Source organism: Brevundimonas sp. KH_025 (assembly GCF_057839885.1).
Genome location: NZ_CM174501.1, coordinates 1,801,994 through 1,825,687, shown reverse-complemented (window position 1 = coordinate 1,825,687; position 23,694 = coordinate 1,801,994). Strand labels below are relative to the sequence as shown.

Genomic DNA, 23,694 nt, shown 5'->3' with positions numbered 1-23,694 from the left:
CATGATTCCCAAGGGGATGTCGCCGAAGAACGCACGGGCCGAGCGCATCGAACCCATGCCGCCCCAACTGGTGGCGTCGCCGCTCGACTGGTTGTTCGCGGAACATTATCGCCAGCGTCAACTGTGCCAGGCGATCGACGAGGCGGCCTCGCTCATGCACGCGCCCGTAAGCCTTCTGGCTGAGATCGTCGGCTTTCTCCGGCACGACCTCCCCTTGCACGTCCTAGACGAGGAGGAGGACCTCTTTCCGCTGCTGCGCCGCCGCTGTCTGGCCGAGGACGACATCAACCGCGTGCTGGGACTGCTGTCGAGCGATCATCATGCAGAGGTGGCGAGCGCGGCGCGCCTGGCCGATCGGCTCGAGGTCCTGCTCAATTCTGGAGGCGCGCCGTCGCAGATGCCCGACCTGGTGCGCTCCATGCACAATTTCACCCAGAGAGAGAGACGACACATCGCCTTGGAAAATGCGGTCGTCCTGCCCATCGCGCGCTTGCGCCTGACGCCACGCGACCTGACCGGTCTGTCCCGCCGCCTGGCGGCGCGGCGCGGGCGCGCCTGAGAAAGGAAACCCAGTGTGATTGATCAATTGCTGGAGGCGAATCTGCGGTGGGCGGCGACCAAGACCCGCATGGACGAGGACTATTTCCGGCGCCTGGCGCGGCAGCAGCAACCGGAATACCTCTGGATCGGCTGCTCGGACAGTCGCGTGCCAGCCAATGAGATCGTGGGGCTGGACCCCGGCGAACTGTTCGTGCATCGCAACATCGCCAATCTGGCCTCGCCTCAGGACATCAACTTCCTGTCCGTGCTGCAATATGCCGTGGAGGTCTTGAAGGTTCGGCACGTCATCGTCTGCGGGCACTATGGCTGCGGCGGCGTGCGCGCGGCCCTGACCCGCCGCCGTCAGGGCTTGATCGACCATTGGCTCCAGCCGGTGCGCCGACTGGCCCAGGATCGGGCGGCGGATCTGGACCTGATCGACGACCCCGACATGCGGGCGAACCGCCTATGCGAATGCAACGTCATGGCCCAGGTCGAAGCGGTTGCGGCCAACCCCTTCGTGCGGGACGCCTGGCGACGCGGCCAGCCGCTGACGGTTCACGGCTGGATCTATTCCATTCAGGACGGTCTGCTGCGCGACCTCGAAGTGAGCGTGTCGGAGCCGGCCCGCGCTGCTCGGCGGCAGGTCCTATGACGCTGGTCGCCATTCTGGCCGGCGGAGAGGGGAGGCGCATGGGGGGGCGCAAGCCGGAACGGCGGCTGGGTGGGCGCTCCCTGATTGAGCGGGTTCTGGATCGGGCGAGCGTCTGGGGCGGACCGACAGCCGTCGTGCTGCGGCGGACCGATCAATGGTCGACGCCGTCGCCTGAGGTTCACCTGATCTATGACGACCCGACGCTGGAAGGCCCCGTGGCGGGTTTGGCGGCGGCTCTGGACTGGGCGGCGGCGCTGGGGCGTGACCGGGTCCTGGTCGTAGCGTGCGACACGCCGTTCCTGCCCGAGGATCTGGCGCTGCGCCTGACGGACGCCTTGCGTCCTGATGCCGGGGTGGCGATGGCCTCGACGCCGGGCAAGCTGCATCCCTCTTGCGCCCTTTGGCGAACGAGCAGCCGCGCCGCCGTTGGGCTTGAGGCCGCCGAAGGGCGACGGTCCCTGCGCGGCGTCGGCCACAGGGCGGGTCACGTCGTGGTCGAATGGCCGGACGAGGAAGCCGCCTTCGCCAACATCAACACGCCGCAAGAGCTTGCGTCGGCCGACGCATGGCTGCGCAGCATCGCGAAGGGCTGATTTGTCCGAACGCAAGGCGGGCCATGCCCGAACACGCCAACATCGCTCGACGAGGTGTTGCGATGCGGACAATATCTGACAATCCGACTGAGGACGGACTCGACGGCCGGCGGACGGCGGCGGAGATGCGGCGCGTCTTGCTGAAGGCCGTCGGGTTGGCCGATCGGCTTGAGCCGCGCTACGCGCGGCACGATGCCTGGCCGCATGGTCTCGGGGACGTGCTGGCGGACATGCTCGACGATTTCGAAATCCATGAAGGACGCGAGGCGCTCTGGCTCTGCTCTGGCGAACCGGATCGTGAGACCGCTCATGCCTTGATGGCGGATCATGGGGCGCTGGAACGCCGTTTGCGGGACGTTCAGCGCGTCACGGAGCAACTGTCGCCGCCCGCCGGAGCCTCGCGCGACTGGCGGCGGCTCTATGCGCTGTGCCGCAGCCTGCGCATGAGGCTTCTGGAGCGGATGCGGCGAGAAGACGCCTGCCTGCGGCGGGCGGCGGCGTGATCGTTCTGGTGGACGATGACCCGGCCGTCGCTCATTCGACAGCCTTCGCCCTGGAGGCCGAGGGCCTTGCCATCCGCGTCCACGGCGACGCCGAGTCCTTGCTGCGCGAGTTGGAAGGGACGGACGGCCCAGGCCGGATCGCCGAGATCGCCTGTCTGATCCTAGACTATCATCTGCCCGGCCTGGACGGCCTGACGTTGCTTGTTCGTCTGCGCGCCGGGGGCGTGACGTGCCCTGCCATTTTAACGACCACCCATCCGCCGCGTCGCCTGCGCGAGGACGTCGCTCGGAGCGGCGCCGTCCTGGTGGAGAAGCCTCTGATCGGCGACGCCCTGCTGGGCGAGGTCCAGAAGGCTCTCGCCGTCAGGCGCTGCGTGTCAGGACCGTCACGCGGACCAGTTCCGACAGGCTCTTGACCTGCATCTTGGTCATGAGGTTGGCGCGATAGACTTCGACCGTGCGCGGACTGATGCCCAGATCAAAGGCGATAACCTTGTTGGCGTGTCCGGCGACCAGGCCGTCCAGAACCTGTTTTTCCCGGACCGACAGGGACGAAAGGCGTTCGACGACGGCGAGATCGGCCGCCGAGACCTGCGGTTCGCGAGCGCTGTCGAGCGCGCGACGAAGAGCGTCGATCAGAACGTCTTCATCGAAGGGCTTTTCGATGAAGTCCTGAACGCCGGCTCTCAGCGCCTCGACCGCCAGAGACAGGTCGGCGTGGCCGGTCATGACGACGACGGGCAGGGCGACGCCCTGGCTGCGCAACCGACGAACCAACTCGATCCCGTTCATGTCGGGCATCCGCACATCGGTTAGGATGCAGCCCGTCAGGGGCGCCTGTCGCGCAGCCTCAAGCAAGTCGATCGCGGAAACGTAGAGCCGCGTCTGCAGGTCGTTGGTGTCGAGCAGGAAGCTCAGGGAGTCTCTGAGCGCGGCGTCGTCATCGACGACGTGAACCACCTGCTCACGCATCGTCGTCATGCAAATTCTCCTGATCCGCGGTCCTCAGAATGAAGACGAAACACGTGCCGCCCTCCGGGTTGGGTTCAGCCCAGATGCGCCCGCCGTGCGCCTCGATGATCGTCCGGCAGATCGACAGGCCGACGCCCATGCCGGTGCGCTTGGTCGTCATGAAGGGTTGGAACAGAACATCGGCGATGCTCGGGTCCAGACCCGTTCCTGTATCGGCCACCATGACGCGCGCATCCGGGCCGTCACGTTTGATGGCTATGGTCAGCAGGCGGCGAGGCTGGTCTTCCATGGCCTCCAGGGCGTTGCGGATCAGGTTCAGCACGACCTGCTGGATCTGCACGCGATCCGCCAGCACCAGATCGACATCCGGCGCGAAGGCGAACTCCACCCGCACGCCGTATTCCTTGGCGCCGACCAGGGCCAGGGCCCCGGCTTCTTCGATCAGCTTGGGCAGGCTTTCGACGCGGCGCTCGACTTCGCCTCGCGCTACGAAATCGCGGAGCCGCCGAATGATGTCGCCGGCGCGCAGGGCCTGTTCTCCCGCCTTTCGCAGGGCGTCCTCCAGGCGGTCCCGGGGCAAGTCTTCCTTTTCCAGCAGGCGCACCGACCCCTTGAGGTAGTTGGCCATGGCGCTCAGCGGCTGGTTCAGTTCATGCGCCAGGGCCGAAGCCATTTCGCCCATGGCCGTCAGACGGCCGATGTGGATCAACTCGGTCTGCAGGTCCTGAAGGCGGGCCTCGGTCGCCTGTCGCTCGGTCAGGTCGCGGATGAAACCGGTGAAGTAGCGCTGCTCCCCTGAGCGCATCTCCCCGACCGCCAGTTCAAGCGGAAAGGTCGAGCCGTCCTTGCGTTGTCCGACGACGACGCGGCCCTGGCCTATGATGCGCTTCTCGCCCGTGCGCATGTAGCGGTCGAGATAGCCGTCGTGGGCGGTCTTGTAGGGTTCCGGCATCAGCAGCTTGACGTTCTGACCGACGACATCTTCGAGCGACCAGCCGAACATGCGTTCAGCCGTGGGGCTGAAGGAACGGATGATCCCCGCTTCAGTGATGACCACCATGGCGTCCGGCACGGTGTCCAGGATGGACTGAAGGTGAGCTTCACGTGCGCGCAGATGGGCGTTCACGGCGGCGGCGTGTCGGCGAGCACGATGGAGCAGTTCTCCCCCCACGCTGATCGAGGCCCCCAAAGTCAGGAAGACCACGGCGGCGACGACGTCCCCATCGGTTCTGGGACCGCCCTGCCAGGTGATCAGCAGCCCGCCGATCGCGCCCAACAGCGTGGCCGTCAGACCGGGGCCGACGCCGCCCAGAGCCGCGGCGGCGGCCACCGCGGGAACGAAGAAGAGGAAGGCGATACGGTCGCCAAGCCCCGGCTCCATGGCCGTGCGTAGGCCATAGGCCGCGACGACGCCCGCGACGGCGGCCAGGTAGCCCAGGGCGCGGTGGCGTCGCAGGCTCCAACCGGCCGGCTGTGCTGTCGCGTTCGAAGGCGCGTCGCTCATTTTCTTGTCCGTCAGGCGCGCCGCCGCGCCGGGAGCCAGTCTGAAGGATTCACGTCGCCAAGGCCATGCGGCCAGGCCCCGATAATCGTCAAGCTGTCGATTGACTGGGATCAAAAGAGATCGGCGCCGACCCGGATATATGAAGCGCGACTTCATAACGGACTGCTCCCCATGAGACGCCTTCTCCTGACATCCACCGTGTTCAGCCTTCTGGCCGCCGGCCTGGCGCATGGTCAGGCCCCGGGGCAAACCGAAAGGGCGAGCGAGACCTACCATTTGGGCGAGGTCGTCGTGACGGCGCGCGACCGGACAGGTCAGACGGCCGGCGGCGCCGTGGTTCAGGCCGACGTCATGGAACGCTTCGGCAAGACCAGCGTGGATCAGGTCATGGATCTGATCCCCGGCGTCAGCGCCGTTGCCACGGGCGGATCGCGCAACGAGCGCTACGCCTCCATCCGCGGGTTCGACCGGTTCCAGACGACATTGTCCATTGACGGCGTGCGCGTGTTCCTGCCGGCGGACAATCGTATCGACCTGGCGCGGTTCCTGACGGCGGACCTGTCCCAGGTGCAGGTGTCCAAGGGCTATGTTTCCGTGCTGGACGGACCCGGCGCCATGGGCGGCGCGATCAATCTGGTGACGCGCCGGCCGACGCGCCGGCTCGAGGGCGATCTCGGCGTCGGCCTGGAGTTCGACAATGATCTGGAGGCGGCCCGCAGCAGCGTAACGGGGCGCGTCGGGGCGGCCGTCGATCGCGGCTATGTGCAGGTCAGCGGCGCCTACGCCAACCGTGATCACTGGTCCCTGCCCGAAGGGTTCAAGGCCACGAGCCTGGAAGACGGCGGCGCTCGCGAATTCTCGGAGACCGAAGACTGGCGCCTCAACTTCAAGGCTGGACTCACGCCGAACGAAACGGACGAATACTCCCTGACCTACACGCGACAGGAGGGCTCCAAGAATGCGCCCTACCATGTGCGCGACACCGCCAGCGCCCGCTACTGGAGCTGGCCCGAGTGGAACCTGGACAGTCTGGCCCTGATCTCTCGGATCCAGTTGACCGACCAGGCGACGCTGGAGGGGAGGCTGTACCGGAACACCTTCGATAACGGGCTGTTCGCCTATGATGACGCCAGCCAGACCACGCAGTCCCAGCGCCGCGCCTTCCGGTCCTTCTATGACGATGAGGCCATCGGCGGGGATCTGAGGCTGACGCTCGCCCTGACGCCGGTCGACACCTTGCGGGCCGCCGCCTTCGTTCGCGAGGACGAGCATGTCGAATGGCAGACGAGCTTCCATCCCACGCTCTCGACCGAGCCGCGCCAGATCACCCGTGAGCGGACCACCTCGGTGGCGCTGGAGAATGTGCACAGGTTCGGCGAGACGCTCGATCTGATCGTGGGCCTGTCGCACGATCGCCGCGACCTGCGCCGGGCCGAGGACTACAATAACGGCGTCCTGCTTTCGCATCCCTTGAGCGACGATCAGGCGTCCAATGCGCAGGCGATGCTGATTTATCGTCCTGACCCGGATCTTAAACTTTACGCCGGCGTGTCCTCGCGGAGCCGGTTCCCGACCCTGTTCGAACGGTTCAGCTCCCGCTTCGGCACGTCGGTGCCGAATCCCTCGGTCAAGAGCGAGAGGGCCATCAACTATGAGGTCGGCGTCCATCGAAGATTCAACGACGGACTGACGGTCGACGGCGCCGTCTTCTACAGCGATCTGCAGGACATGCTGGTCCAGATCCCTGTGGATCTCGGTCCGCCCTTCGGCGTGGTCAACCAGACGCGGAACGCCGGCAACGGGCGCCTGTACGGCGTCGAGACGTCGGTGCGGGCCGCCCTGTCGCCGAAGCTGGAAGCGAGCGGCTCCTACGCCTACGTGAAGCGCGAATTGGAGAACCCCGCCGAGACCGACTACCGCGCGACCGGAACGCCGGCCCACCGGGTCTTCGCCTGGCTGGAATGGAGCGTCACGGATCGGTTGACCCTGATCCCCACCGCCGAAGCCTGGAGCGGCCTGTGGACCTATGCGACGGTCGCGCCCAAGCGCTACTACAGGACGGACCCGGTCTTCCTCGGCCATGTCACGGCGGAATTCGCCCTGACGGAGTCCGTCGACCTGATCGTCGCCGCCAATAATCTGTTCGATGAGCATTACGAGCTGGTCGACGGCTACCCCGAAGCCGGTCGCGCCGGTCGTCTGGATCTGCGGGTGAGGTTCTGATGCCTCCGCAGGATGCCCGGCTGGACGCCAGCATCTCCATCGCCAGGGAAGGGGGCGTTCGCGTGAACGTGGACCGCGTCGCCCTGCTGCATGCGATCGAGGCGACCGGTTCGATCGGCGGCGCGGCGCGCCGCCTTGAGCTGAGCTACCGGGGGGCCTGGGATCAGGTTCAGGCGCTCAACAACCTGTTCGAGCACCCGCTGATCGAGGTGGAGCGGGGGCGACGGGACGGCGACAACGCCGTGCTGACGCCGCGCGGCCGGGCCATGGCCGACGCCCTGCAGCGGATGAGCACCGAACTGTGTGCGGCGCTCGCCAAAATCGACGGCGGTTTTCGCGGCGACACCGCGCGCGATCTATTCTGGAGTCTCGGCATGAAGACCAGCGTCAGGAACGCCTTGCGGGGCGTTGTCGCTCGCATCACCCCCGGCGCCGTCAACGGCGAAGTCGTCGTGTCAGTCGGGAACGAGGCCGAGATCGTCTCGGCCCTGACCAACCGTAGCATCCAGGATCTGGGCCTGGCCGTCGGGGATGCGGTCATCGCCCTGATCCAGGCCGGCGACGTGATCCTGGCGCGTGGCGAGGCGCTGCGGGCCTCCGCGCGCAACCAGCTTTCAGGCTGTGTGGTCGACCGCCAGGACGGCGCGGTCAACAGCGAGATCAGCATCGACATCGGAGGCGCCAAAACCCTTGTCGCCACCTTAACCCTGGAAAGCGCGCAGGCGCTCGACCTGGCCGCCGGCGTGGCTGTGACCGCGCTGGTCAAGGCGCCTCACGTGATTTTGGCGGTGGAGAAGTGAACATGCGTACATCCTGGATACTGGCCGCCGTCCTGGCGACGGCGCCGCTTCCGGCGCTGGCTCAGGACCTGATGCTGCGCGGCGTCGGGGGCGAGGCCGTCACGGTGACGGCCGCGGACCTTCAAGCCCTTCCTCAGGAAACCGTGGTGCTGGACAGCCACGGAACCAGCGTGACCTATTCCGGCCCTCTGCTGTTTGAACTGCTGGCCCGGGCGGGCGCGCCCGAAAGTGCGATGATGCATGGACCAGCCTTCGCCAAGGCGGTGCGGATCACCGCGTCCGACGGCTATCAGATCGTGCTCAGCCTGGGCGAAGTCGACCCCGCCATGAAGCCGACGCGGGTGATCATCGCGCCTCCGTCGAACGAGACGAGCGAGAGCCGACCGGCCGGCTTCCGCATCGTCGTGGAGGGGGATTTCCGCCCGGCGCGCTCGCTCTATGGGGTTGAGCGGATCGACATCCTGGACCTCGGCGAAAACCTGCCGCGCACGGGATCGCACCATTGACCCGGCCTGTCATGCGAACCTCGGGAATGGGGCGGCGCGGCCTGCTGCTCGGCCTGATGCTGGCGGGCCTTCTGGTCGGCTGTCAGAAGCCGACGGAGGAAAGCCGGCCGGTCGTTTTCGCCGCCGCCAGCCTCCAGGATGTCCTGACCGATGCGTCCGACGCCTGGACCCGAAAAGGCCATGCGCCGCCGATCATCTCGTTCGCCGCCTCTTCTGCGCTGGCTCGTCAGATCGAAAGCGGGGCGGACGCGGATCTGTTCATTTCGGCGGACGAGGCGTGGATGGACGCCTTGCAGGCCAAGGGGCTGGTCGATCCCGCCTCACGCGCCATCCTGGCGTCCAACCGCCTGGTCCTGGTGGCCCCCAGGGCGCAAGCGCGTTCGCTGGATCTCGCCTCGCCTCAAGCCCTTGAGGCGGCGCTGGGCGACGGTCGCCTGGCGATCGCCGATCCGGACGCGGTTCCGGCGGGACGCTACGGCAGGGCCGCCCTCATCGCCTTGGGCCACTGGCCGAGGCTTGAGACGCGCCTGGCCCCGGCCGAGAACGTCCGCGCCGCCATGGCTCTGGTTGAACGCGGCGTGGTCCCGCTGGGGGTGGTCTACGCCACCGACGCCCAGGCGTCGGACAAGGTCGCCGTGGTCGCCGTCTTCCCGGCGGAGACCCATGCCCGGATTCTCTATCCCGTCGCCCGGCTGGCGCGGTCCGACAGTCGCGAGGCGGCGGCGTTTCAAGGTTTCCTGACCTCCGATGAAGCGGAAGCCATCTTCGCGGCGCGCGGCTTCGTTCGGGGCGACCGCTGATGTTGCAGGCCGGCGACTGGGGGGTTCTGGCCCTGTCGTTGAAGGTGGCGACGGCGGCCGTTCTGGGCGCCTTGCCCCTAGCTTGCGGCCTAGCCTGGATACTGTCGCGAATGCGCTTTCCCGGTAAGGCGTTGCTGGACGCCCTGGTGCATCTTCCGCTGGTGACGCCGCCGGTGGTCGTCGGCTGGCTGCTGCTCGGCTTGCTGGCGCCGGCGGCACCGGTCGGAGCCTGGCTGCATGCCGTGTTCGGCGTGGATCTGATGTTCCGCTGGACGGGGGCCGCCGTGGCCTCAGGTGTCATGGCCCTGCCCTTGATGGTGCGGGCCATCCGCCTGTCGTTCGACGGCGTGGACCGGCGCCTGGAAAGCGCGGCTCGCGGCTTGGGGGCGGGGCCGATGCGGGTCTTCTGGACCGTCAGCGCGCCTCTGGCCGCGCCCGGCGTGGTCGCCGCCCTGGTGTTGGGCTTCGCGCGGGCCCTGGGGGAGTTCGGGGCCACGATCGCCTTCGTCTCCAATATTCCGGGCGAAACCCGGACCCTGTCCCTGGCCATCTACAGCGCCTTGCAGGCGCCGGGCGGGGAGGGCACGGCGGCCCGTCTGGCGATTCTGTCCGTCCTGGTCTCGCTGGTCGCCCTGGCGGCTTCCGAAACGCTCGTCCGGCGGGGGCTCCGACATGCGGCTTGAGGTTGATGTGAGCCTGGACACGGGCGACGGTCCCGTGACGGCGAAGTTCGAGGTCGAGACGCCGCTGGCCGTGGTGGCGGGGCCATCCGGCGCGGGCAAGACGACGCTTCTGCACATGATCGCGGGCTTGCGGCGTCCGGATCGGGGGCGGATCGGGCTGAACGGGAAAACCCTGTTTGATGCAGCGGCTGGCATCGATCTGGCCCCTGAGCGGCGCGCCGTCGCCTCCGTCTTTCAGGACAGTCGCCTGTTCCCCCACATGGACGTGCGCGCCAACCTGCTGTTCGGCGCGCACGGCCCGTCGAAGGACAGGCAGGCGTTCGAGCACATTGTCGAGGTGCTGGAACTGGGGCCTCTGCTCGCCCGGCGTCCGGCCAGCCTGTCGGGCGGAGAAAAGCGGCGAACCGCGCTGGCGCGGGCTCTGTTGCAGCGCCCCTCGCGGCTGCTGTTGCTCGACGAGCCCCTGACCGGTCTGGACCCCGCGCGGCGCGATGCGGCGCTGGGCCTGATCGAGGCGCGACGCGACGAGGGGACGTGCGGGGTCCTCTATGTCACGCACCAGGCCGCCGAGGCAGAGCGCCTGGGCGGGGTCCGCATCCTTTTCGACGGCGAACGTCACTGCCATTGCGCACGCGCAACACCCTTGACGCTCGTGGTCGATAATTTTCGTGCGGGCTTGTCTGTCCGCTAGCCGGACGGCGGGCCCTTCTTGAAGGAGAGGCGAATGATCACGAGACGTATGGCGGCTGGAGGCGTGGGCGCGCTGTTGCTAGGCGCCGCGGCGCCGAGGCCGACCGTTCACACCGTGCGCATGCTCAATCGAAGCGCCGCGGGCACGATGGTGTTCGAGCCCGGGCTGATACGCGCCAGGATCGGCGACACCGTCCGGTTCATGCCGACGGACCCGAGCCACAACGCAGAGCTGATCAGGGGCATGACGCCGGCCGGGGTCCCGATGGCGCGCGGCGCCATGAACAAGATGTTCGATCTGCGGGTGACTCACGCCGGACTCTATGGCGTCAAATGCAGTCCGCACTTCGGCATGGGCATGGTGGCGCTGATCGTCGCGGGTGATGCGCGACGCGATCTCCCGGCTTTCCGCACGGCGACCGCGCGCCTGCCGGTTCTGTCGCGCCGACGGATGGAGGGCTTCCTCCGGCAGGCGAGCGAAGCGCGTCCAGGCAACTCCGGTGTTTCCCCTAGGCGGGATACCTGAATACCGCCCGGCGGGGAGCGGACCTAGCGTGGCGTTATCCAAGACAAAGAGGTTGTCATGTGCGCCGCTCCTCCCCTGACGCTGAACGCCGGATCGACCGCGACTTCGGTCGCGCCGGCGCCTGAAGCGGCTTGCGCCCTGTGCCAGGCCTTCGCCGACAGCCATGCCTTGCCGACCCGGATGGGAGCAGGCGAGGAGCTCTTCCTCGAGGGCGAGGCGGCCGAGTTCGCCTACCGCGTCGAACGGGGGGTTCTGATGAGCTATCGCCTGCTGGGCGACGGTCGCCGACAGGTGGTGGATTTCCATCTGCCGGGCGAGTTTCTGGGGCTGGAGGCGGGCGTGGAATATTCCGTCACCGTCCAGGCCGCGACCGCCGCGACAGTGGTCGCCATAGGCCGCAGACGCCTGGCGGCCCTGGCGGCGGACGATGTCCGCCTGACGGGCGACTTGTGGGCGGCGACGGTCAGGGCCTATCAGCGCAGTCAGGATCACGCCGCCATCCTGGCGCGCCAGAGCGCCACCGAGCGGGTCGTGGCCTTCCTGCTGGGCTACGCCCAGAGGATCGGCGCGGGCAGGGACATGGTTCTGCCGATGAGTCGGCAGGACATGGCGGACTTCCTGGGCCTGGCCATTCACACCGTATCGCGCACCCTGACCCATCTTGAGGCCGATGGGCTGATCGCCGCGCGGTCCAGCCGTCAGGTCCGTTTCATGCGCAGGGATCGGCTGAAGGCGCTCTGCCCCTGAGCGAGGGGTGATGGAGGGGCGGCCCGCGTGGGCCGGCCTCCGGCAAGACCCTTAGGGGCAAGACCCGAATGTCGGCGCCGGAACACGGTCGATATGGTCCGGCTCATGGGGAAAGAGGGTTCCCCGATCGCGAGGCGATAATGTTTCCTCTGAACGAGAATCTCACTTTTCACCATGATCCGCGATCCCTCTCGGACCGGGTCGCCTGGGGCTTCGTCAAGGCGTTGCGCTTCTGCGCCGACACCTTCTTCGCCAAGCGCTACGGCCACCGGGCCGTGGTCCTGGAAACCGTCGCGGCCGTGCCGGGCATGGTGGGCGCCACCCTGACCCACCTGAAGGCGCTGCGGCGCATGAGCGACGACCGAGGCTGGATCCGCACCCTGATGGATGAGGCCGAGAACGAACGGATGCACCTGATGACCTTCATCGAGGTGTGCAAGCCGACCCTGTTCGAACGCTTCATCGTCATTGCGGCGCAGTGGTTGTTCTACATGTTCTTCTTCGGCCTCTATGTCGTGTCGCCGCGCACGGCTCACCGCGTAGTGGGCTATTTCGAAGAGGAGGCGGTGGTCAGCTACACCCACTATCTCGCGGAAATCGACGAAGGCCGCAGCGCCAATGTTCCGGCGCCCAGGATCGCCCGCGACTACTGGAACCTGCCGGAGGACGCGACCCTGAGGGACGTGGTTCTGGTCGTCCGTGCGGACGAGGCCCATCACCGCGACGTCAACCATGGATTCGCCGACGAACTGGCGGGTGCGCCGGCCGCCGCCATCAGGCCCGGCCCCGCGCACAAGGAACTGAAGCCCCACTGGACTGTCTCCTAGCCCGAAGCGGCGCGGCTGGTCCGCTCCGCCTCGCACCCCCGTTTCATGATGACCCTGCTTCCTGCATCCTGGGCCGCTCGCGCGGCTCGATCGCTTCCCCGTTACACCAGCTATCCGACGGCGGTCGCCTTTCAGCCCGCGACGGCGGGGGAGGTCGAGTCCTGGCTGAAGGTGGAAGGCGATCAGGCGCTCTCTCTCTATGTCCACGTGCCCTTCTGCGAGCGCCTGTGCTGGTACTGCGGCTGCAACACCAGCATTGTTTCTTCCTATGATCGGATCGGCGCCTTTCACGCCGTCCTGCTGCGCGAAATCGCCCTTTGGGCTGAGCGCGCCGCAAGATGGCGGGGCGTGGTGCGTCACCTGCATTTCGGCGGAGGCAGCCCGAACGCCCTGACGCCCGGGGACTTCGTCGCCGTGGTTCGCGCCTTGCGCGCCGTCTTCACCTTCGCCGCCGACGCCGAGATCGCGGTCGAGCTGGATCCGGCGCTGTTGAACCCGGCCTTCATCGACGGCCTGGCCGAGGCGGGGGTGACGCGGGTCAGTCTGGGCGTGCAGACCTTCGATCCCGAGGTCCAGGCCAGGGTCAACCGGCCCCAGCCCTTCGCCCAGGTGGCCGAAGCGGTCGAACGCTTGCGTGCGGCGGGGATCAGGGGGATCAATTTCGACCTCATGTATGGTCTGCCGGCCCAAACGCCGGGGAATGTGGCGGAAACGGCCCGTCTGGCGGCCTGCTTGGACCCGGACCGGCTGGCGGTCTTCGGCTACGCCCATGTGCCGTGGATGAAGAAGCATCAGAAGCTGATCGACGAAGGCGAACTGGCGGACACGCAAGGACGCTGGATGCAGGCCGAAGCCGCGGACGAGGTTCTCACGCAGGCGGGCTACCGGGCGATCGGTCTGGATCACTATGCGCGCCCGGAGGACGCCCTGTCCCGTGCCCTGGACCAGGGCCGGCTGCGGCGCAACTTCCAAGGTTATACCGACGATCCGGCGCCGGTGCTGATTCCCTTCGGCCCGTCCGCCATCGGCCATTGGCCGGCCGGGTTCGTCCAGAACGCCGCCGATACGCGAACTTGGCGCGAGGCGGTGGGAGAGGGGCGCCTGCCGATTGCACGTCGCCTGCCGCTGACGGATGAGGATCGCGTGCGCGGCGCCGTGATCGAAGCGCTCATGACGAACCTCGAGGTTGATGTCGCGGAGGTCTGCCGCCGTCACGGCCGTGCGGAAGATCATCTGGACGCCTGTCTTGAGGCGCTCTCGCCCCTGGTCGAGGGCGGCCTGTGCGAAGTCGCCGGGCGTCGGGTGCGGACGCCCGAGCCGGCGCGTCGTCTGGTGCGCGTGGTCGCCGCCGCTTTTGATCAGCACCAGGCGCCCTCTGAAGGGCGTCACGCGCGGGCGGTCTGACGAGGCGCGTCGCGGCTTAAGAATCCTCAAGTCGAGGATTGATCGATTGCGTCGACGAACTTGACGTCAAACCAGATCGGGGCGCTGGCCTCGCGTTAAGATGGTCCCTCATTCAGTCAGGCAGCGAGGCGTCATGCCGTTCTATTCGACCAAGACCTATGGCGCCGAGCGGGGGTTGTCCTGCACCTATCGTCAGTGGAACGCGCGGACGGACTGTCAACTGCTGCACGGCTATTCGCTGGGGTTCCGGTTCACCTTCGCCGCCGAAACCCTGGATCAGCGGGACTGGGTCGTCGATTTCGGCACGGGCGGCTTCGGCCCGATCCGGGATTGGTTGCACGAGACCTTCGATCACACCCTGCTGGTGGCCGCCGAGGACCCCGCCCGGGGGATCTTCGAGAAACTCGCCGAGGGGGGCCTGGCGGACATGCGCATCGTGCCGGGGACCAGTTGCGAAAAACTGGCCGAGCACGTCTTCGAGGCCGCCCAGACGATGGTTCACGACGCCAGCCGGGGCCGATGCCGACTGCATTCGGTGGAGTGTTTCGAGCACGGCGCCAACAGCGCGATCTATGAACATCCCGAGGCTCGGATGCGACAGACGGTCGACGAGGTCATGCGCGCGGTGCTGCGCGCCATGCCCTGAACAGGCGCCGTTGCAGGTCATCGCCTTCAGGGGCGTGGTCCAACCTTGCGGGACCGCGCCCTTTTTCGTGGGCGCTCACGGCGGACGCCTTGACCCGCGTCAAGAGCGGCGCGCGGCTTCCTTTTGAGGGGCGGCAAGCTGGGCGGTTGGAGGAAGGGGTAGGGTTCGCGCCATGTCGATGTATCGCCTTTCAGAGGGGCAGCCGCCCTTGATCCGACCCACGCTGGGGCGTCCCGCATGATCGGCGTCCCCGCAAGGCTGACCAGGAAGAAGGGCGGGAAGCGCATCTCGACGGGCCTGGCCGACAGCGCCGCGCACGAGGCCGTCCTCCTGGCGCTGCGCGCCGCGCCGGAGTTGGTGCTGGATCTGGCCCTGCGCGATCTTCGTCGTCGGCGGCCTGACCTGTTCGAGCGCCTGAGCGACATCGGCGCGGCCACCATCGTGATCGCGCCGACCGATCTGCCGGTGGCGTTTCGCCTGTCGCCGATGGCTGAGCGTCGTCCGGTCGAGGTGGTCGGACGCCGGGACGCGCGACCCGGCGCGGCGCGTATTACCGGACCTCTGGCCCTGCTGCTGGAGGTGCTGGACGGTTCCTCGGACGCCGACGCCGCCTTCTTCTCGCGGCGTCTGGTGGTGACGGGCGACACGCAGACGGTGGTCGGTCTGCACAATACGCTGGAAGCGGCGGAGCTGGCGCCGTCCGACCTGCTGGGCGCCCCCCCGCCGTTGCGTCGGCTGACCGACGCCTGGGCGCGGCGAGGATTGAGATGGATGAAACGTTCGGAGGCGCGGGCCTGATGGGGTCGATCGAACTGGTCTGTCCGGCGGGCTCGCCGGCGATGCTCAAGGCCGCGATCGAGGCGGGCGCCGACAGCGTCTATTGCGGCTTGCGGGACGACACCAACGCCCGGAACTTTCCCGGTCTGAACTTTTCGCCCCAGGAACTGACCGAGGCGTCGGCCTGGGCGCACGAGCGGGGGCGGCGGGTCCTGGTCGCGGTCAACACCTTCGCCCGGCCGGGTGAAAGCGCGCGCTGGCGCGCCTCCGTCGACGCCGCAGCCACGTCGGGAGCCGACGCGGTGATCGTGGCCGACCTGGGCCTGCTGGCCTATGCCCGCGAGCGATGGCCGGATCTGAGGCTGCATCTTTCCGTGCAGGCGGCGGCCGGCTCGCCCGACGCGATCCGCTTCTACGCCGAAACCTATAATGTCCGCCGCGTGGTCCTGCCCCGCGTCCTGAGCGTGCAGGAGATCGCGGCCATGAGGCGCGAGATCGAGACCGAAACCGAGGCCTTCGTCTTCGGCGGGCTGTGCGTCATGGCGGAGGGGCGCTGCGCCCTGTCCTCCTATGCGGCGAAGCGGTCGCCGAACCTGTGCGGGGTCTGCTCGCCGCCCGAGGCGGTTGCCTATACCGAGGAGGACGAGACCTTGGTTTCGCGTCTGGCGGGCTATGCGCTGGACCGTTACGAACTCGGCGAAAAGGCGGGCTATCCCACCCTGTGCAAGGGGCGGTTCGAGGCGCGTGGCGTCCTGTCCTATCTGTTCGAAGACCCGGTCAGCCTGAACGCCATGGGGCTGCTGTCCGGGTTGAGGGCGGCGGGGGTGACGGCGGTCAAGATCGAGGGGCGCCAGCGCGGCAAGGCCTATGTCGCGCGTGTCGCCGGGGCGTTCCGCCAGGCGATCGACGCCCTGGACGCCGGCCGCGATCCGCAGGCCTTCGAACACCTCCTGACCGATCTGGCCGAGGGCGGGCGCGAGACGTCCGGCGCCTACAAGAAGACCTGGCGATGAAGAAAGAGCCGATGCAGATCAACCTTGGCCCCCTGCTGTTCCACTGGTCGCCGGACCGGATCGAGGCCTTTTATGCGGCGGTGGCGGACGAGCCGGCGATTGATCAGATCTATCTCGGCGAAGTCGTGTGCGGAAAGCGCGCGCCGCTGATCCAGCACGCCCTCGTCGCTTCGGCGGAGCGGCTTCTGGAGGCCGGAAAGACGGTGATCTGGTCCGGCCTGGCCCTGCCGGCGATGGTGCGGGACCGCAAGGCGATCGCAGCCCTGTCGGACCTTCCCGACCTGATCGAGATCAACGATGTTTCGGCCCTGCTGGGCCGCGAAGGGCCGTTCGTCGCGGGACCCCTGCTGAACGCCTACAACGAAGGCGCGGTCGAGGAGTTGGTTCGGAGGGGATGCGTCCGCCTCTGTCCCAATGTCGAGCTGTCGCTGGAGGCGATCGGCAAGATCGCCCGGTTCCATCCCCGGGTGGAGATTGAGCTTTTCGCCTTCGGCCGCCTGCCGCTGGCGCTTTCGGGACGCTGCTATCATGCGCGCAGTCACGGCCTGCACAAGGACGCCTGCCAGTTCGTCTGCGATCAGGACCCCGACGGCATGGCGCTGCGGACCCTGGAGGGCCAGCCCTTTCTGGCGGTGAACGGGGTCCAGACCCTGTCGCACGGGGTGCAACTGGTCGATGTTCCGGCAGCGGACCTGCACGCAGCAGGGGTGACGGGGTTGCGTCTGTCGCCTCATTCCGGGGACATGACGGCGGTGGCGCGGGCTTTCCGCGCCTATGCCGACGGGCTGCTGAAGCCGGCCGAACTGGCCGAGCGGGTGCGGTCGGACGATCTCCCGGCGCCATTCGTCAGCGGCTATCTGCACGGTCAGGCGGGCGCGGCGCCGATGTCGGCGGCCTGAGACGAGACCGAGATGAAGGGGCATGACCGGAGCCTGCTGCGAGCCAGGATCGACGATCTGGACCGCCGATTGATCCGCCTGCTTGCGGCCCGCCAGGCCCTGACGGATGCAATGGCGGACTTCAAGGCGCCGGACGCGGTTCGCGACGATCGTCGCATCGCGGCCGTGGTGGCCGGGGTGCGACGCGAGGCGGCTGCGTTCGAGCTGTCTCCGGACCTGGCCGAGACGCTGTGGCGTCAGCTGATGGAGGCCAGCGCCCGGCGACAGGAAGACCGCCTTCGTTCGCGCTGATCAACGGCCCGGCGCGCGGGGCGCGGAGGGTCACGCCGGGACGGTCGTCTTCGTGATATGGTTGTTCACCAGGGCGGCGAACTCCAGGAAGAGGGCGGTGCGCACGTCCGGATCGCTCCAGTAGGGATTGGTGAAGACGCACCGGATCAAGGTCAGGCTGGAAGTGTCCGCCGTCCCGCGCCAGCGAGCGACATGGCGCTCGACGACCGCCGCGCTGGCTGCGCCGAGCGTTGTTTTTGACACCGAGAACTCGGGCGCATGGTGGATGGCGGCGAACAGAGCTTCGGTGCGCTGATTGACCACGGATAGAGGCTCGCCTCGGGCGGCGATGGAAAAGCAGGCGATGTTGCTGTCCATGGGTTCGAGAAAGCGGGCCTCGGCGACAAGGTCGACCACCGTCGCCTGGAATTGGCGCCGCGCCCGAACCGTCTCAGCCAGGATGTCGCCCAAACCATCAGCATCAAACCCCAGGGTCCGTCCGGTCAACCAGACGGCCGCGGCGCCCGCAGCCGAACGCGAACCCTCCAGCGTTGACGACCACTTGCCCTCGCCGAGTTCGGGGCGATCCAGATAGGGGGCGTCGAAGGCTGATACGGCGTAGCTGGTCGCGTCGCGGGTGAGAAAGGCCCCACAGGCATAAGGCGTGTAGCCCAGCTTGTGCGGATCGATGGTCAGGGAATCCGCGGCGCCCATGGCGCGAAGCGCCGCCGTCGTGCGGGTGTCGAAAACCGGCCCGGCCGCCCGAAAGAAGCCGCCGTAGGCTGCGTCCACATGGTTCCAGACGTGGACGCCCTCGTCCTGCTTCAGGCGCGCTAGCCGCGCTTGAAGCAGATCCAGGGGGTCGATCTGGCCGGTTTCGGTGGCGCCCGCGACGGCGACTGTCATGAGGATGGGGCGGGCCTCATCACGGGCGCGCCCGATCAGGCGGTCCAGATCGTCCAAATCCAGCCGTCCGTCGCCGTCCAGGGCGACGCTCCACAGGGAGTCCTCGCCCAGGCCGAAGATATTGGCGGCCTTGCGCCATGAATAGTGCGCCGTGGCCGGGGCCAGCAGGACCGGTCCGCGCCACGGACGGGCGGAGGCTCGGTCTATGCGGCGCCATACATCCATGGGATTGCCGGCGGCGGCGCTGCAACGGCGCACCAGGTCGTCGTTCAGGCCGTGGGAGCGCCACAAGGCGCGGAACTGATCCCAGCCCATGTGGGCGTCGGCGAAGACGTCCAGCGGCCGTCCTTCCGTCTCCGACAGGCACAGGGCCAGGCTGAGCCAATGATCCATGCGATAGCGGGCGCGCCAGACGGCCTCCATATTGGCTACGGTGCCGCCCGAGGTGAAATGCCCCTGCGCCGCGGCCGGATCATAGCCCAGCATCGAGGCCAGCATGGCGATCGCCTCCGTCTCCAGCCGGGTTCCCACGCGGCTGGCCTCGCGCGAGGTGTTGTTCGGATTGTGCAGCATGGCCGCCATCCACCCCAGCAGGGCCGGGGTGGAAATGTCGGACTTCATATGGGCGATGTAGCGCGGCGTGCAGGTCGGGGTTTCGCCCGTGAGCGAACGGCAGAGAATGTCGAGTTGAGCGGTCAGGGCCTCGCGATCCCCCGCGCGGGGCGGCGCCGGCGTCGGGGCGACGTCATGCGGAAAGAGCCCGCGTCGCCAGTCGAACCAGTGATCAAGCACATGGTTCAGGGCCTCGCGCATCCATTCCGCGTTCTCGCCGTGCGGCCCCGGAAAATAGCCGGCGGCCAGATTGGTCGTGGAAGAGGCGGAACGGGGCATGGCGATGCTCTGCGGGTGACGGGGCATGAAGGGGAGTGGGCGCTCTGGGAGGGGCGGCGGCTGTCCTGGCGTCGGTTTCAGGTTGTCTTGTCGTCCCGTTTCGGCCGATCCGCCTTGCGCCGGGACAAAATGCGCGTGGCTGGATCGAAACGGATGCCGGAGACGTCCGCGGACGCCTCCGGCAGGGCTAAAAAGCCGGGACGCCTTATCCGCACTTCGAGTAGCCGCACTCGAAGCAGGTGTCGCAGCCCTCCTTGCGGACCAGACCCGGAGCCGCACAGCGCGGGCAACTGGGACCGACGCGCGCGACATCGGGTGCGACAGGCCTCTCTTCCGTCGCTGGCTCGACCGTCGCGTCGCCGTGGCGGCCCAGATGACGCTCGATGACGCCGCCGATGGCGGCCAGAAGCGACGGCACGTAACGTCCGTTCAGCCAGCTCCCGCCGCGAGGATCGAACACCGCCCTCAGCTCCTCGGCGACGAAGCGCACGTCGCCGCCGCGCCGGAACACCGCCGAGATCATGCGGGTCAGGCCCAGGGTCCAGGCGTAGTGCTCCATGTTCTTGGAGTTGATGAAGATTTCGAAGGGCTGGAGGCCGTCAGGGCCCTCGACGTCATTGAGCGTGACATAGACGGCGTGCGGACTGTCCGGCCAGTTGATCTTGTAGGTCTGGCCGTCCAGCGCCTCGGGCCGCGATGCGAGGGTCGGCGTCGGCAGCGGGGCCTGAGGCGGCTGGGGCGCGGCGACCGGCGGCTCGACCGACAGCACCGAGCCGGTCACGGCGTTGGGCCGATAGGTGGTCAGTCCCTTGCAGCCCATCCGCCACCCCTGGACATAGACGTCCGAGAAGGTTTCGAAGGCGATGTCCTCGGGGCAGTTCACGGTCTTGGAGATGGAGCTGTCGATCAACTCCTGCGCGACCGCCTGCATCCGCAGGTGATGGGCCGGGGTCAGGGTCTGGGCCGTGACGAAGACCTCTTCGGGCGGCGGCGCGTCGCCGTGCAGACGTTTCCAGACCGTCAGGGCGTAGTCCTCGACGGCTTCCTCGCGCCGCGTTCCATCGGGTTGCAGCACCTTGCGAGTATAGGCGAAGGCGAACACCGGCTCGACGCCCGAGGACACGTTGCCGGCAAGGAGGGAGGTCGTTCCTGTCGGGGCGACCGAGGTCAGGCAGCCGTTTCTCAGGCCGTGTCGCGCGATCAGGGCGCGGGTCTCGTCATCCAGATCCTTGAGGTTCGGCGTGTCGAGGATTGCGGGATCGTAAAGCGGGAAGACGCCTTTCTCGGCGGCGAGTTCGGCCGAGGCGCGATAGGCCTCGCGCTTGATGACGCCCATCCACTTGCGCGTCAGGACCTCGGCTTCCGCCTCGCCGTAGCGTGCGCCGCAGAACACCAGGGCGTCGGCCAGACCCGTCACGCCCAGACCGATGCGGCGCTTGGCCCGGGCCTCGGCCGCCTGGGCTTCTAGCGGATAGCGGGATACGTCGATGACGTTGTCGAGGAAGCGGACGGCGGTCCGGGTCAGCTCCGCCAGGCGGGCCTCGTCCAGTTCGGCGTCGGCGGCGAACGGCCTGGGCACGAGCCGCGCCAGGTTGATGGAGCCCAGCAGGCAGGCGCCATAGGGGGGCAGCATCTGCTCTCCGCAGGGGTTGCTGGCCGAGATGGTCTCGCAACGGGCCAGATTGTTCCGGTCATTGACCTGGTCGATAAAGATCACGCCGGGTTCGGCCACGTCATAGGTGGCCCGCATCAGCCTTTCCCACAGGTCGCGGGCGCGCACCGTGCGGAAGGTCTCGCCGCCGAAGACCAGGGGCCAGTCGGCGTCGGCTTCCAGCGCCTGCATGAAGGCGTCGGGCACCAGGACGGAGACGTTGAAATTTCTCAGCCGGGTCGGATCGCGTTTGGCGTCGATATAGGCTTCGATGTCGGGATGGTCGATCCTGAGGCAGCCCATCATGGCGCCGCGCCTCTGGCCTGCCGACAGGATGGTGCGGCACATGGCGTTCCACACATCCATGAAGCTGAGCGGTCCCGAGGCGTCGGCGCCCACGCCCTTCACCGCCGCCCCGGACGGGCGGATGGTGGAAAAGTCCATCCCCACGCCGCCGCCCTGCTGCATGGTGACGGCGGCTTCGCGCAGCGCCTCGAAGATGCCGGGCAGGTCGTCAGGCACCGTGCCCATGACGAAGCAGTTGAACAGCGTGACGGCCCGGCCGGTGCCGGCGCCCGCCAGAATCCGTCCTGCCGGCAGGAACTGGAAGTCCGCCAAGGCATCGGCGAACGTGTCGCGCCAGCGGTTCCGGGCCTTGGGCGCCTCCGCCGCCGCTATGGCCGCCGCGACCCGCGCCCAGGTCTGTTCGACGGATTCGTCGCCACCGCCGTCGGGCGGACTGAAGCAGTATTTGCCACGCCAGATTTCGGCGGCCAGGGGATTGTCGAACGCCATGCGGTCCTCCTTGGGGGAGAAACCAGGCTGGCCGATTCCCGGGCGCGCCGGTCTGCGCGCGAGCAAATGGGCGACGGACTCCGGCCTTGATATTTGGCAAGTGCCCCAGAGCGGAGGGGCTGGCCGGATCTGGGCGCGGTCAGCGATCCAGACGCGCGCAGAGCGCGTCGTAGGCGGGCTTCCAGTCGATCCCGCGTTCCTTCAGCCAGGCGTCGTCGAAGTAGGTGTCCACATATCGCTCGCCTCCGTCGCACAGGATGGTGGCGAGCGAACCCAACTGGCCGGACCGGCTCATGTCCTCGATCAGGGTCGCGCAGGCCCAGATGTTGGTGCCCGTGGAGCCGCCCACGCGACGGCCCAGCCTTTCGCTGACCCAGCGCATGGCGCCAATGGACTGTTCGTCGGTGACCGTTTCCATCCGGTCGATCAGCTTCGGCAGAAAGCTTGGCTCGACGCGTGGGCGGCCTATGCCTTCGATACATGAACTGCTTCCCGTCTCATTCCGCAGAATGCTGGGATCGGCATGATGGCGATGGAAGACCGAATGCTCGGGGTCGGCGACGCAGAGGCTGACCTTCATGCCCTGATATCGGATGAAGCGGCCAAGGGTGGCGGAGGTGCCGCCCGTGCCCGCGCCGCAGACGACCCAGGTCGGTTCCGGAAACCGCTCGGCCGCCATCTGGCTGAACAGGCTTTCGGCGATGTTGTTGTTGCCGCGCCAGTCGGTGGCGCGCTCGGCGTTGGTGAACTGGTCCAGGTAGTGGCCGTTCAGGTCCGAGGCCAGCCGCCGGGCGGCGTCGTAAACCATGCCGCCGTCGTCCACGACATGCACCTCTCCGCCATAGAAGCGGATGGCGTCCAGCTTGGGTTGCGCCGTCGTTCGCGGCACGACTGCGATAAACCGGAGGTTCAGCAAGCGGGCGAAGTAGGCCTCGGATACGGCGGTTGACCCCGACGAGGCTTCGATGATCGGGGTCTGGGGGCCTATCCACTCATTGCAGAGGGCGTACAGGAACAGGGAGCGTGCCAGCCTATGCTTCAGGCTCCCCGTGGGATGGGTCGATTCATCCTTCAGGTAGAGATCAATGTCCGGATAGGCTGCGAGGGGAAGGTGAAGCAGATGGGTATCGGACGATCGTGTGACGTCCGCTCTGATCCGGCGGACCGCCTCATTGAGCCAAAGCCTGTTGTCGCTGCGCTGCGCCGTCATGCTGAAATCCGGGTCCCTTGGCCGGTGGGGCCTGACGAGGAGACATGGGCGGGCCCCAGCCCCGCCGAAGGCCCCGATCGTCGATGTCATTGATTGCACAAGCTGCAGATCAAAACCTAGCCTGACTTTCAGGCGCCGGGATATCGCGAGCCTGTGTCGCACCCGTTCGATCGCCTGAGGGCATGTGGGTGTCGATGATGATCACCGAGGCGCGTTCCGGGCGGCGCGGAAATCGATGCGGCGACGGAACGACCGTTCGCGCCTCTGGTTCTGTTCAGGAAGTCCAAGGGAGATCGGCCATGCCGCATCAGAATACGACCTCCTCGAACGCCACGTCGCAGAACGCGGTGAACGATCCCATCGCCCCGAACGATCAGGCGCGCGAGCAGAATCGCGCGGTTCACCCCGAGCCTCGCGCCTATGCCGCCCACGACGTCGCCGATTCGACCCTGGCCGCACCGGCGGCGGGGGAAGTCGCCGACTACGCGGACGAGGGCGAGGCCATGGGGATGTCGGGCCAGCAGCAGGGCCGCAACCACAATACTCGCCCGATCCGCACCGAGGCGCACAAGGGGCAGGGCAAGAAGACGCGTCAGGCCAACCACGAACGGTTCAACAACCGCGGGCCGCATTAGCCTTCACCGTGGGGACGCGGCGTGGTCT

General features: G+C 67.6%; 26 protein-coding genes. 21 read left to right on the top strand and 5 right to left on the bottom strand.

All coding sequences use genetic code 11. The features are described from left to right. The first annotated feature begins 1 nt into the window (after position 1). From AC3IS2_RS09130 to AC3IS2_RS09110, 5 genes are all read left to right on the top strand, one after another. The gene (locus AC3IS2_RS09130; RefSeq protein ID WP_489197350.1) at positions 2-559 is read left to right on the top strand and encodes a hemerythrin domain-containing protein; all 558 of its coding nucleotides are present in this window, start codon (positions 2-4) and stop codon (positions 557-559) included. Between the two features lie 69 nt (positions 560-628). Then, entirely contained in the window at positions 629-1,195 is a 567-nt protein-coding gene (locus AC3IS2_RS09125; protein WP_489200134.1) for a carbonic anhydrase, read from the top strand. Continuing rightward, positions 1,192-1,788: a molybdenum cofactor guanylyltransferase gene (gene mobA, locus AC3IS2_RS09120; RefSeq protein WP_489197349.1), complete on the top strand. Its 597-nt coding sequence runs from the start codon at positions 1,192-1,194 to the stop codon at positions 1,786-1,788. The genes AC3IS2_RS09125 and mobA overlap by 4 nt, the downstream gene beginning before the upstream one ends. A gap of 23 nt (positions 1,789-1,811) precedes the next feature. Then, positions 1,812-2,291 carry a hypothetical protein gene (locus AC3IS2_RS09115; protein WP_489197347.1) on the top strand — a complete coding sequence of 160 codons (480 nt, stop codon included), beginning with the start codon at positions 1,812-1,814 and terminating at the stop codon, positions 2,289-2,291. Next, positions 2,288-2,707 carry a response regulator gene (locus tag AC3IS2_RS09110; RefSeq protein WP_489197345.1) on the top strand — a complete coding sequence of 140 codons (420 nt, stop codon included), beginning with the start codon at positions 2,288-2,290 and terminating at the stop codon, positions 2,705-2,707. Before AC3IS2_RS09115 ends, AC3IS2_RS09110 begins: the two co-directional genes overlap by 4 nt. On the opposite strand, the gene fixJ is transcribed toward AC3IS2_RS09110, so the two are convergent. Then, complete coding sequence (fixJ, locus tag AC3IS2_RS09105) at positions 2,655-3,263, bottom strand: response regulator FixJ (protein WP_489200133.1); 609 nt, start codon at positions 3,261-3,263, stop codon at positions 2,655-2,657. The two genes, AC3IS2_RS09110 and fixJ, sit on opposite strands and share 53 nt — an antisense overlap. Continuing rightward, a complete protein-coding gene (locus AC3IS2_RS09100) occupies positions 3,256-4,767 on the bottom strand; it encodes a PAS domain-containing sensor histidine kinase (RefSeq protein WP_489197343.1) in 1,512 nt (503 codons plus the stop codon). Before AC3IS2_RS09100 ends, fixJ begins: the two co-directional genes overlap by 8 nt. 171 nt (positions 4,768-4,938) lie before the next feature. Between AC3IS2_RS09100 and AC3IS2_RS09095 the strand changes: the two genes are divergently transcribed. The 15 genes from AC3IS2_RS09095 (at position 4,939) to AC3IS2_RS09025 (ending at position 17,599) form a co-directional block, all read left to right on the top strand. Beyond that, entirely contained in the window at positions 4,939-6,990 is a 2,052-nt protein-coding gene (locus AC3IS2_RS09095; protein WP_489197342.1) for a TonB-dependent receptor plug domain-containing protein, read from the top strand. A 62-nt stretch (positions 6,991-7,052) separates the two neighbouring features. After that, on the top strand, positions 7,053-7,790 hold the full coding sequence (locus AC3IS2_RS09090; protein WP_489197341.1) for a TOBE domain-containing protein: 738 nt from the start codon (positions 7,053-7,055) through the stop codon (positions 7,788-7,790). 2 nt (positions 7,791-7,792) lie between these two features. Next, positions 7,793-8,296, top strand: a complete 504-nt coding sequence (locus AC3IS2_RS09085; protein ID WP_489197340.1) for a molybdopterin-binding protein — start codon at positions 7,793-7,795, stop codon at positions 8,294-8,296. Positions 8,297-8,307: 11 nt separating this feature from the next. Next, positions 8,308-9,096 carry a molybdate ABC transporter substrate-binding protein gene (gene modA / locus AC3IS2_RS09080; RefSeq protein WP_489197339.1) on the top strand — a complete coding sequence of 263 codons (789 nt, stop codon included), beginning with the start codon at positions 8,308-8,310 and terminating at the stop codon, positions 9,094-9,096. Then, positions 9,096-9,779, top strand: a complete 684-nt coding sequence (gene modB / locus AC3IS2_RS09075) for a molybdate ABC transporter permease subunit (RefSeq protein ID WP_489197338.1) — start codon at positions 9,096-9,098, stop codon at positions 9,777-9,779. Before modA ends, modB begins: the two co-directional genes overlap by 1 nt. 7 nt (positions 9,780-9,786) lie before the next feature. Further along, complete coding sequence (locus AC3IS2_RS09070; protein WP_489197337.1) at positions 9,787-10,470, top strand: ATP-binding cassette domain-containing protein; 684 nt, start codon at positions 9,787-9,789, stop codon at positions 10,468-10,470. Between the two features lie 33 nt (positions 10,471-10,503). After that, entirely contained in the window at positions 10,504-10,995 is a 492-nt protein-coding gene (locus AC3IS2_RS09065) for a pseudoazurin (protein ID WP_489197335.1), read from the top strand. 57 nt (positions 10,996-11,052) lie between these two features. Further along, positions 11,053-11,742, top strand: coding sequence for a helix-turn-helix domain-containing protein (locus AC3IS2_RS09060; RefSeq protein ID WP_489197333.1), 690 nt, complete (start codon positions 11,053-11,055; stop codon positions 11,740-11,742). A gap of 140 nt (positions 11,743-11,882) precedes the next feature. Continuing rightward, positions 11,883-12,569, top strand: coding sequence for an alternative oxidase (locus AC3IS2_RS09055; protein WP_489197332.1), 687 nt, complete (start codon positions 11,883-11,885; stop codon positions 12,567-12,569). A gap of 45 nt (positions 12,570-12,614) precedes the next feature. After that, the gene (hemN, locus tag AC3IS2_RS09050) at positions 12,615-13,973 is read left to right on the top strand and encodes an oxygen-independent coproporphyrinogen III oxidase (protein ID WP_489197330.1); all 1,359 of its coding nucleotides are present in this window, start codon (positions 12,615-12,617) and stop codon (positions 13,971-13,973) included. Positions 13,974-14,106: 133 nt separating this feature from the next. Beyond that, positions 14,107-14,619, top strand: coding sequence for a 6-pyruvoyl trahydropterin synthase family protein (locus AC3IS2_RS09045; protein ID WP_489197328.1), 513 nt, complete (start codon positions 14,107-14,109; stop codon positions 14,617-14,619). A 237-nt stretch (positions 14,620-14,856) separates the two neighbouring features. After that, positions 14,857-15,417 carry a ubiquinone anaerobic biosynthesis accessory factor UbiT gene (gene ubiT, locus AC3IS2_RS09040; protein WP_489197327.1) on the top strand — a complete coding sequence of 187 codons (561 nt, stop codon included), beginning with the start codon at positions 14,857-14,859 and terminating at the stop codon, positions 15,415-15,417. Beyond that, positions 15,387-16,409 carry a ubiquinone anaerobic biosynthesis protein UbiU gene (gene ubiU, locus AC3IS2_RS09035; RefSeq protein ID WP_489197326.1) on the top strand — a complete coding sequence of 341 codons (1,023 nt, stop codon included), beginning with the start codon at positions 15,387-15,389 and terminating at the stop codon, positions 16,407-16,409. The genes ubiT and ubiU overlap by 31 nt, the downstream gene beginning before the upstream one ends. Continuing rightward, positions 16,406-17,308 (top strand): ubiquinone anaerobic biosynthesis protein UbiV, encoded by a 903-nt coding sequence (ubiV, locus tag AC3IS2_RS09030; RefSeq protein WP_489197325.1) that lies wholly within the window; start codon positions 16,406-16,408, stop codon positions 17,306-17,308. Before ubiU ends, ubiV begins: the two co-directional genes overlap by 4 nt. Positions 17,309-17,320: 12 nt before the next feature. Next, on the top strand, positions 17,321-17,599 hold the full coding sequence (locus AC3IS2_RS09025; RefSeq protein WP_489197324.1) for a chorismate mutase: 279 nt from the start codon (positions 17,321-17,323) through the stop codon (positions 17,597-17,599). A gap of 30 nt (positions 17,600-17,629) precedes the next feature. Here AC3IS2_RS09025 and AC3IS2_RS09020 read toward each other — a convergent pair whose 3' ends face one another. From AC3IS2_RS09020 to AC3IS2_RS09010, 3 genes are all read right to left on the bottom strand, one after another. Then, a complete protein-coding gene (locus AC3IS2_RS09020; protein WP_489197323.1) occupies positions 17,630-19,375 on the bottom strand; it encodes a pyridoxal phosphate-dependent decarboxylase family protein in 1,746 nt (581 codons plus the stop codon). A gap of 205 nt (positions 19,376-19,580) precedes the next feature. Next, positions 19,581-21,821, bottom strand: coding sequence for an adenosylcobalamin-dependent ribonucleoside-diphosphate reductase (locus AC3IS2_RS09015; RefSeq protein ID WP_489197322.1), 2,241 nt, complete (start codon positions 21,819-21,821; stop codon positions 19,581-19,583). Positions 21,822-21,960: 139 nt separating this feature from the next. Beyond that, positions 21,961-23,193 carry a PLP-dependent cysteine synthase family protein gene (locus AC3IS2_RS09010; RefSeq protein WP_489197321.1) on the bottom strand — a complete coding sequence of 411 codons (1,233 nt, stop codon included), beginning with the start codon at positions 23,191-23,193 and terminating at the stop codon, positions 21,961-21,963. Positions 23,194-23,330: 137 nt separating this feature from the next. Here AC3IS2_RS09010 and AC3IS2_RS09005 point away from each other — a divergent pair, with 137 nt between their 5' ends. Beyond that, positions 23,331-23,666: a hypothetical protein gene (locus AC3IS2_RS09005; RefSeq protein WP_489197320.1), complete on the top strand. Its 336-nt coding sequence runs from the start codon at positions 23,331-23,333 to the stop codon at positions 23,664-23,666. The last annotated feature ends 28 nt before the right edge of the window (positions 23,667-23,694 follow it).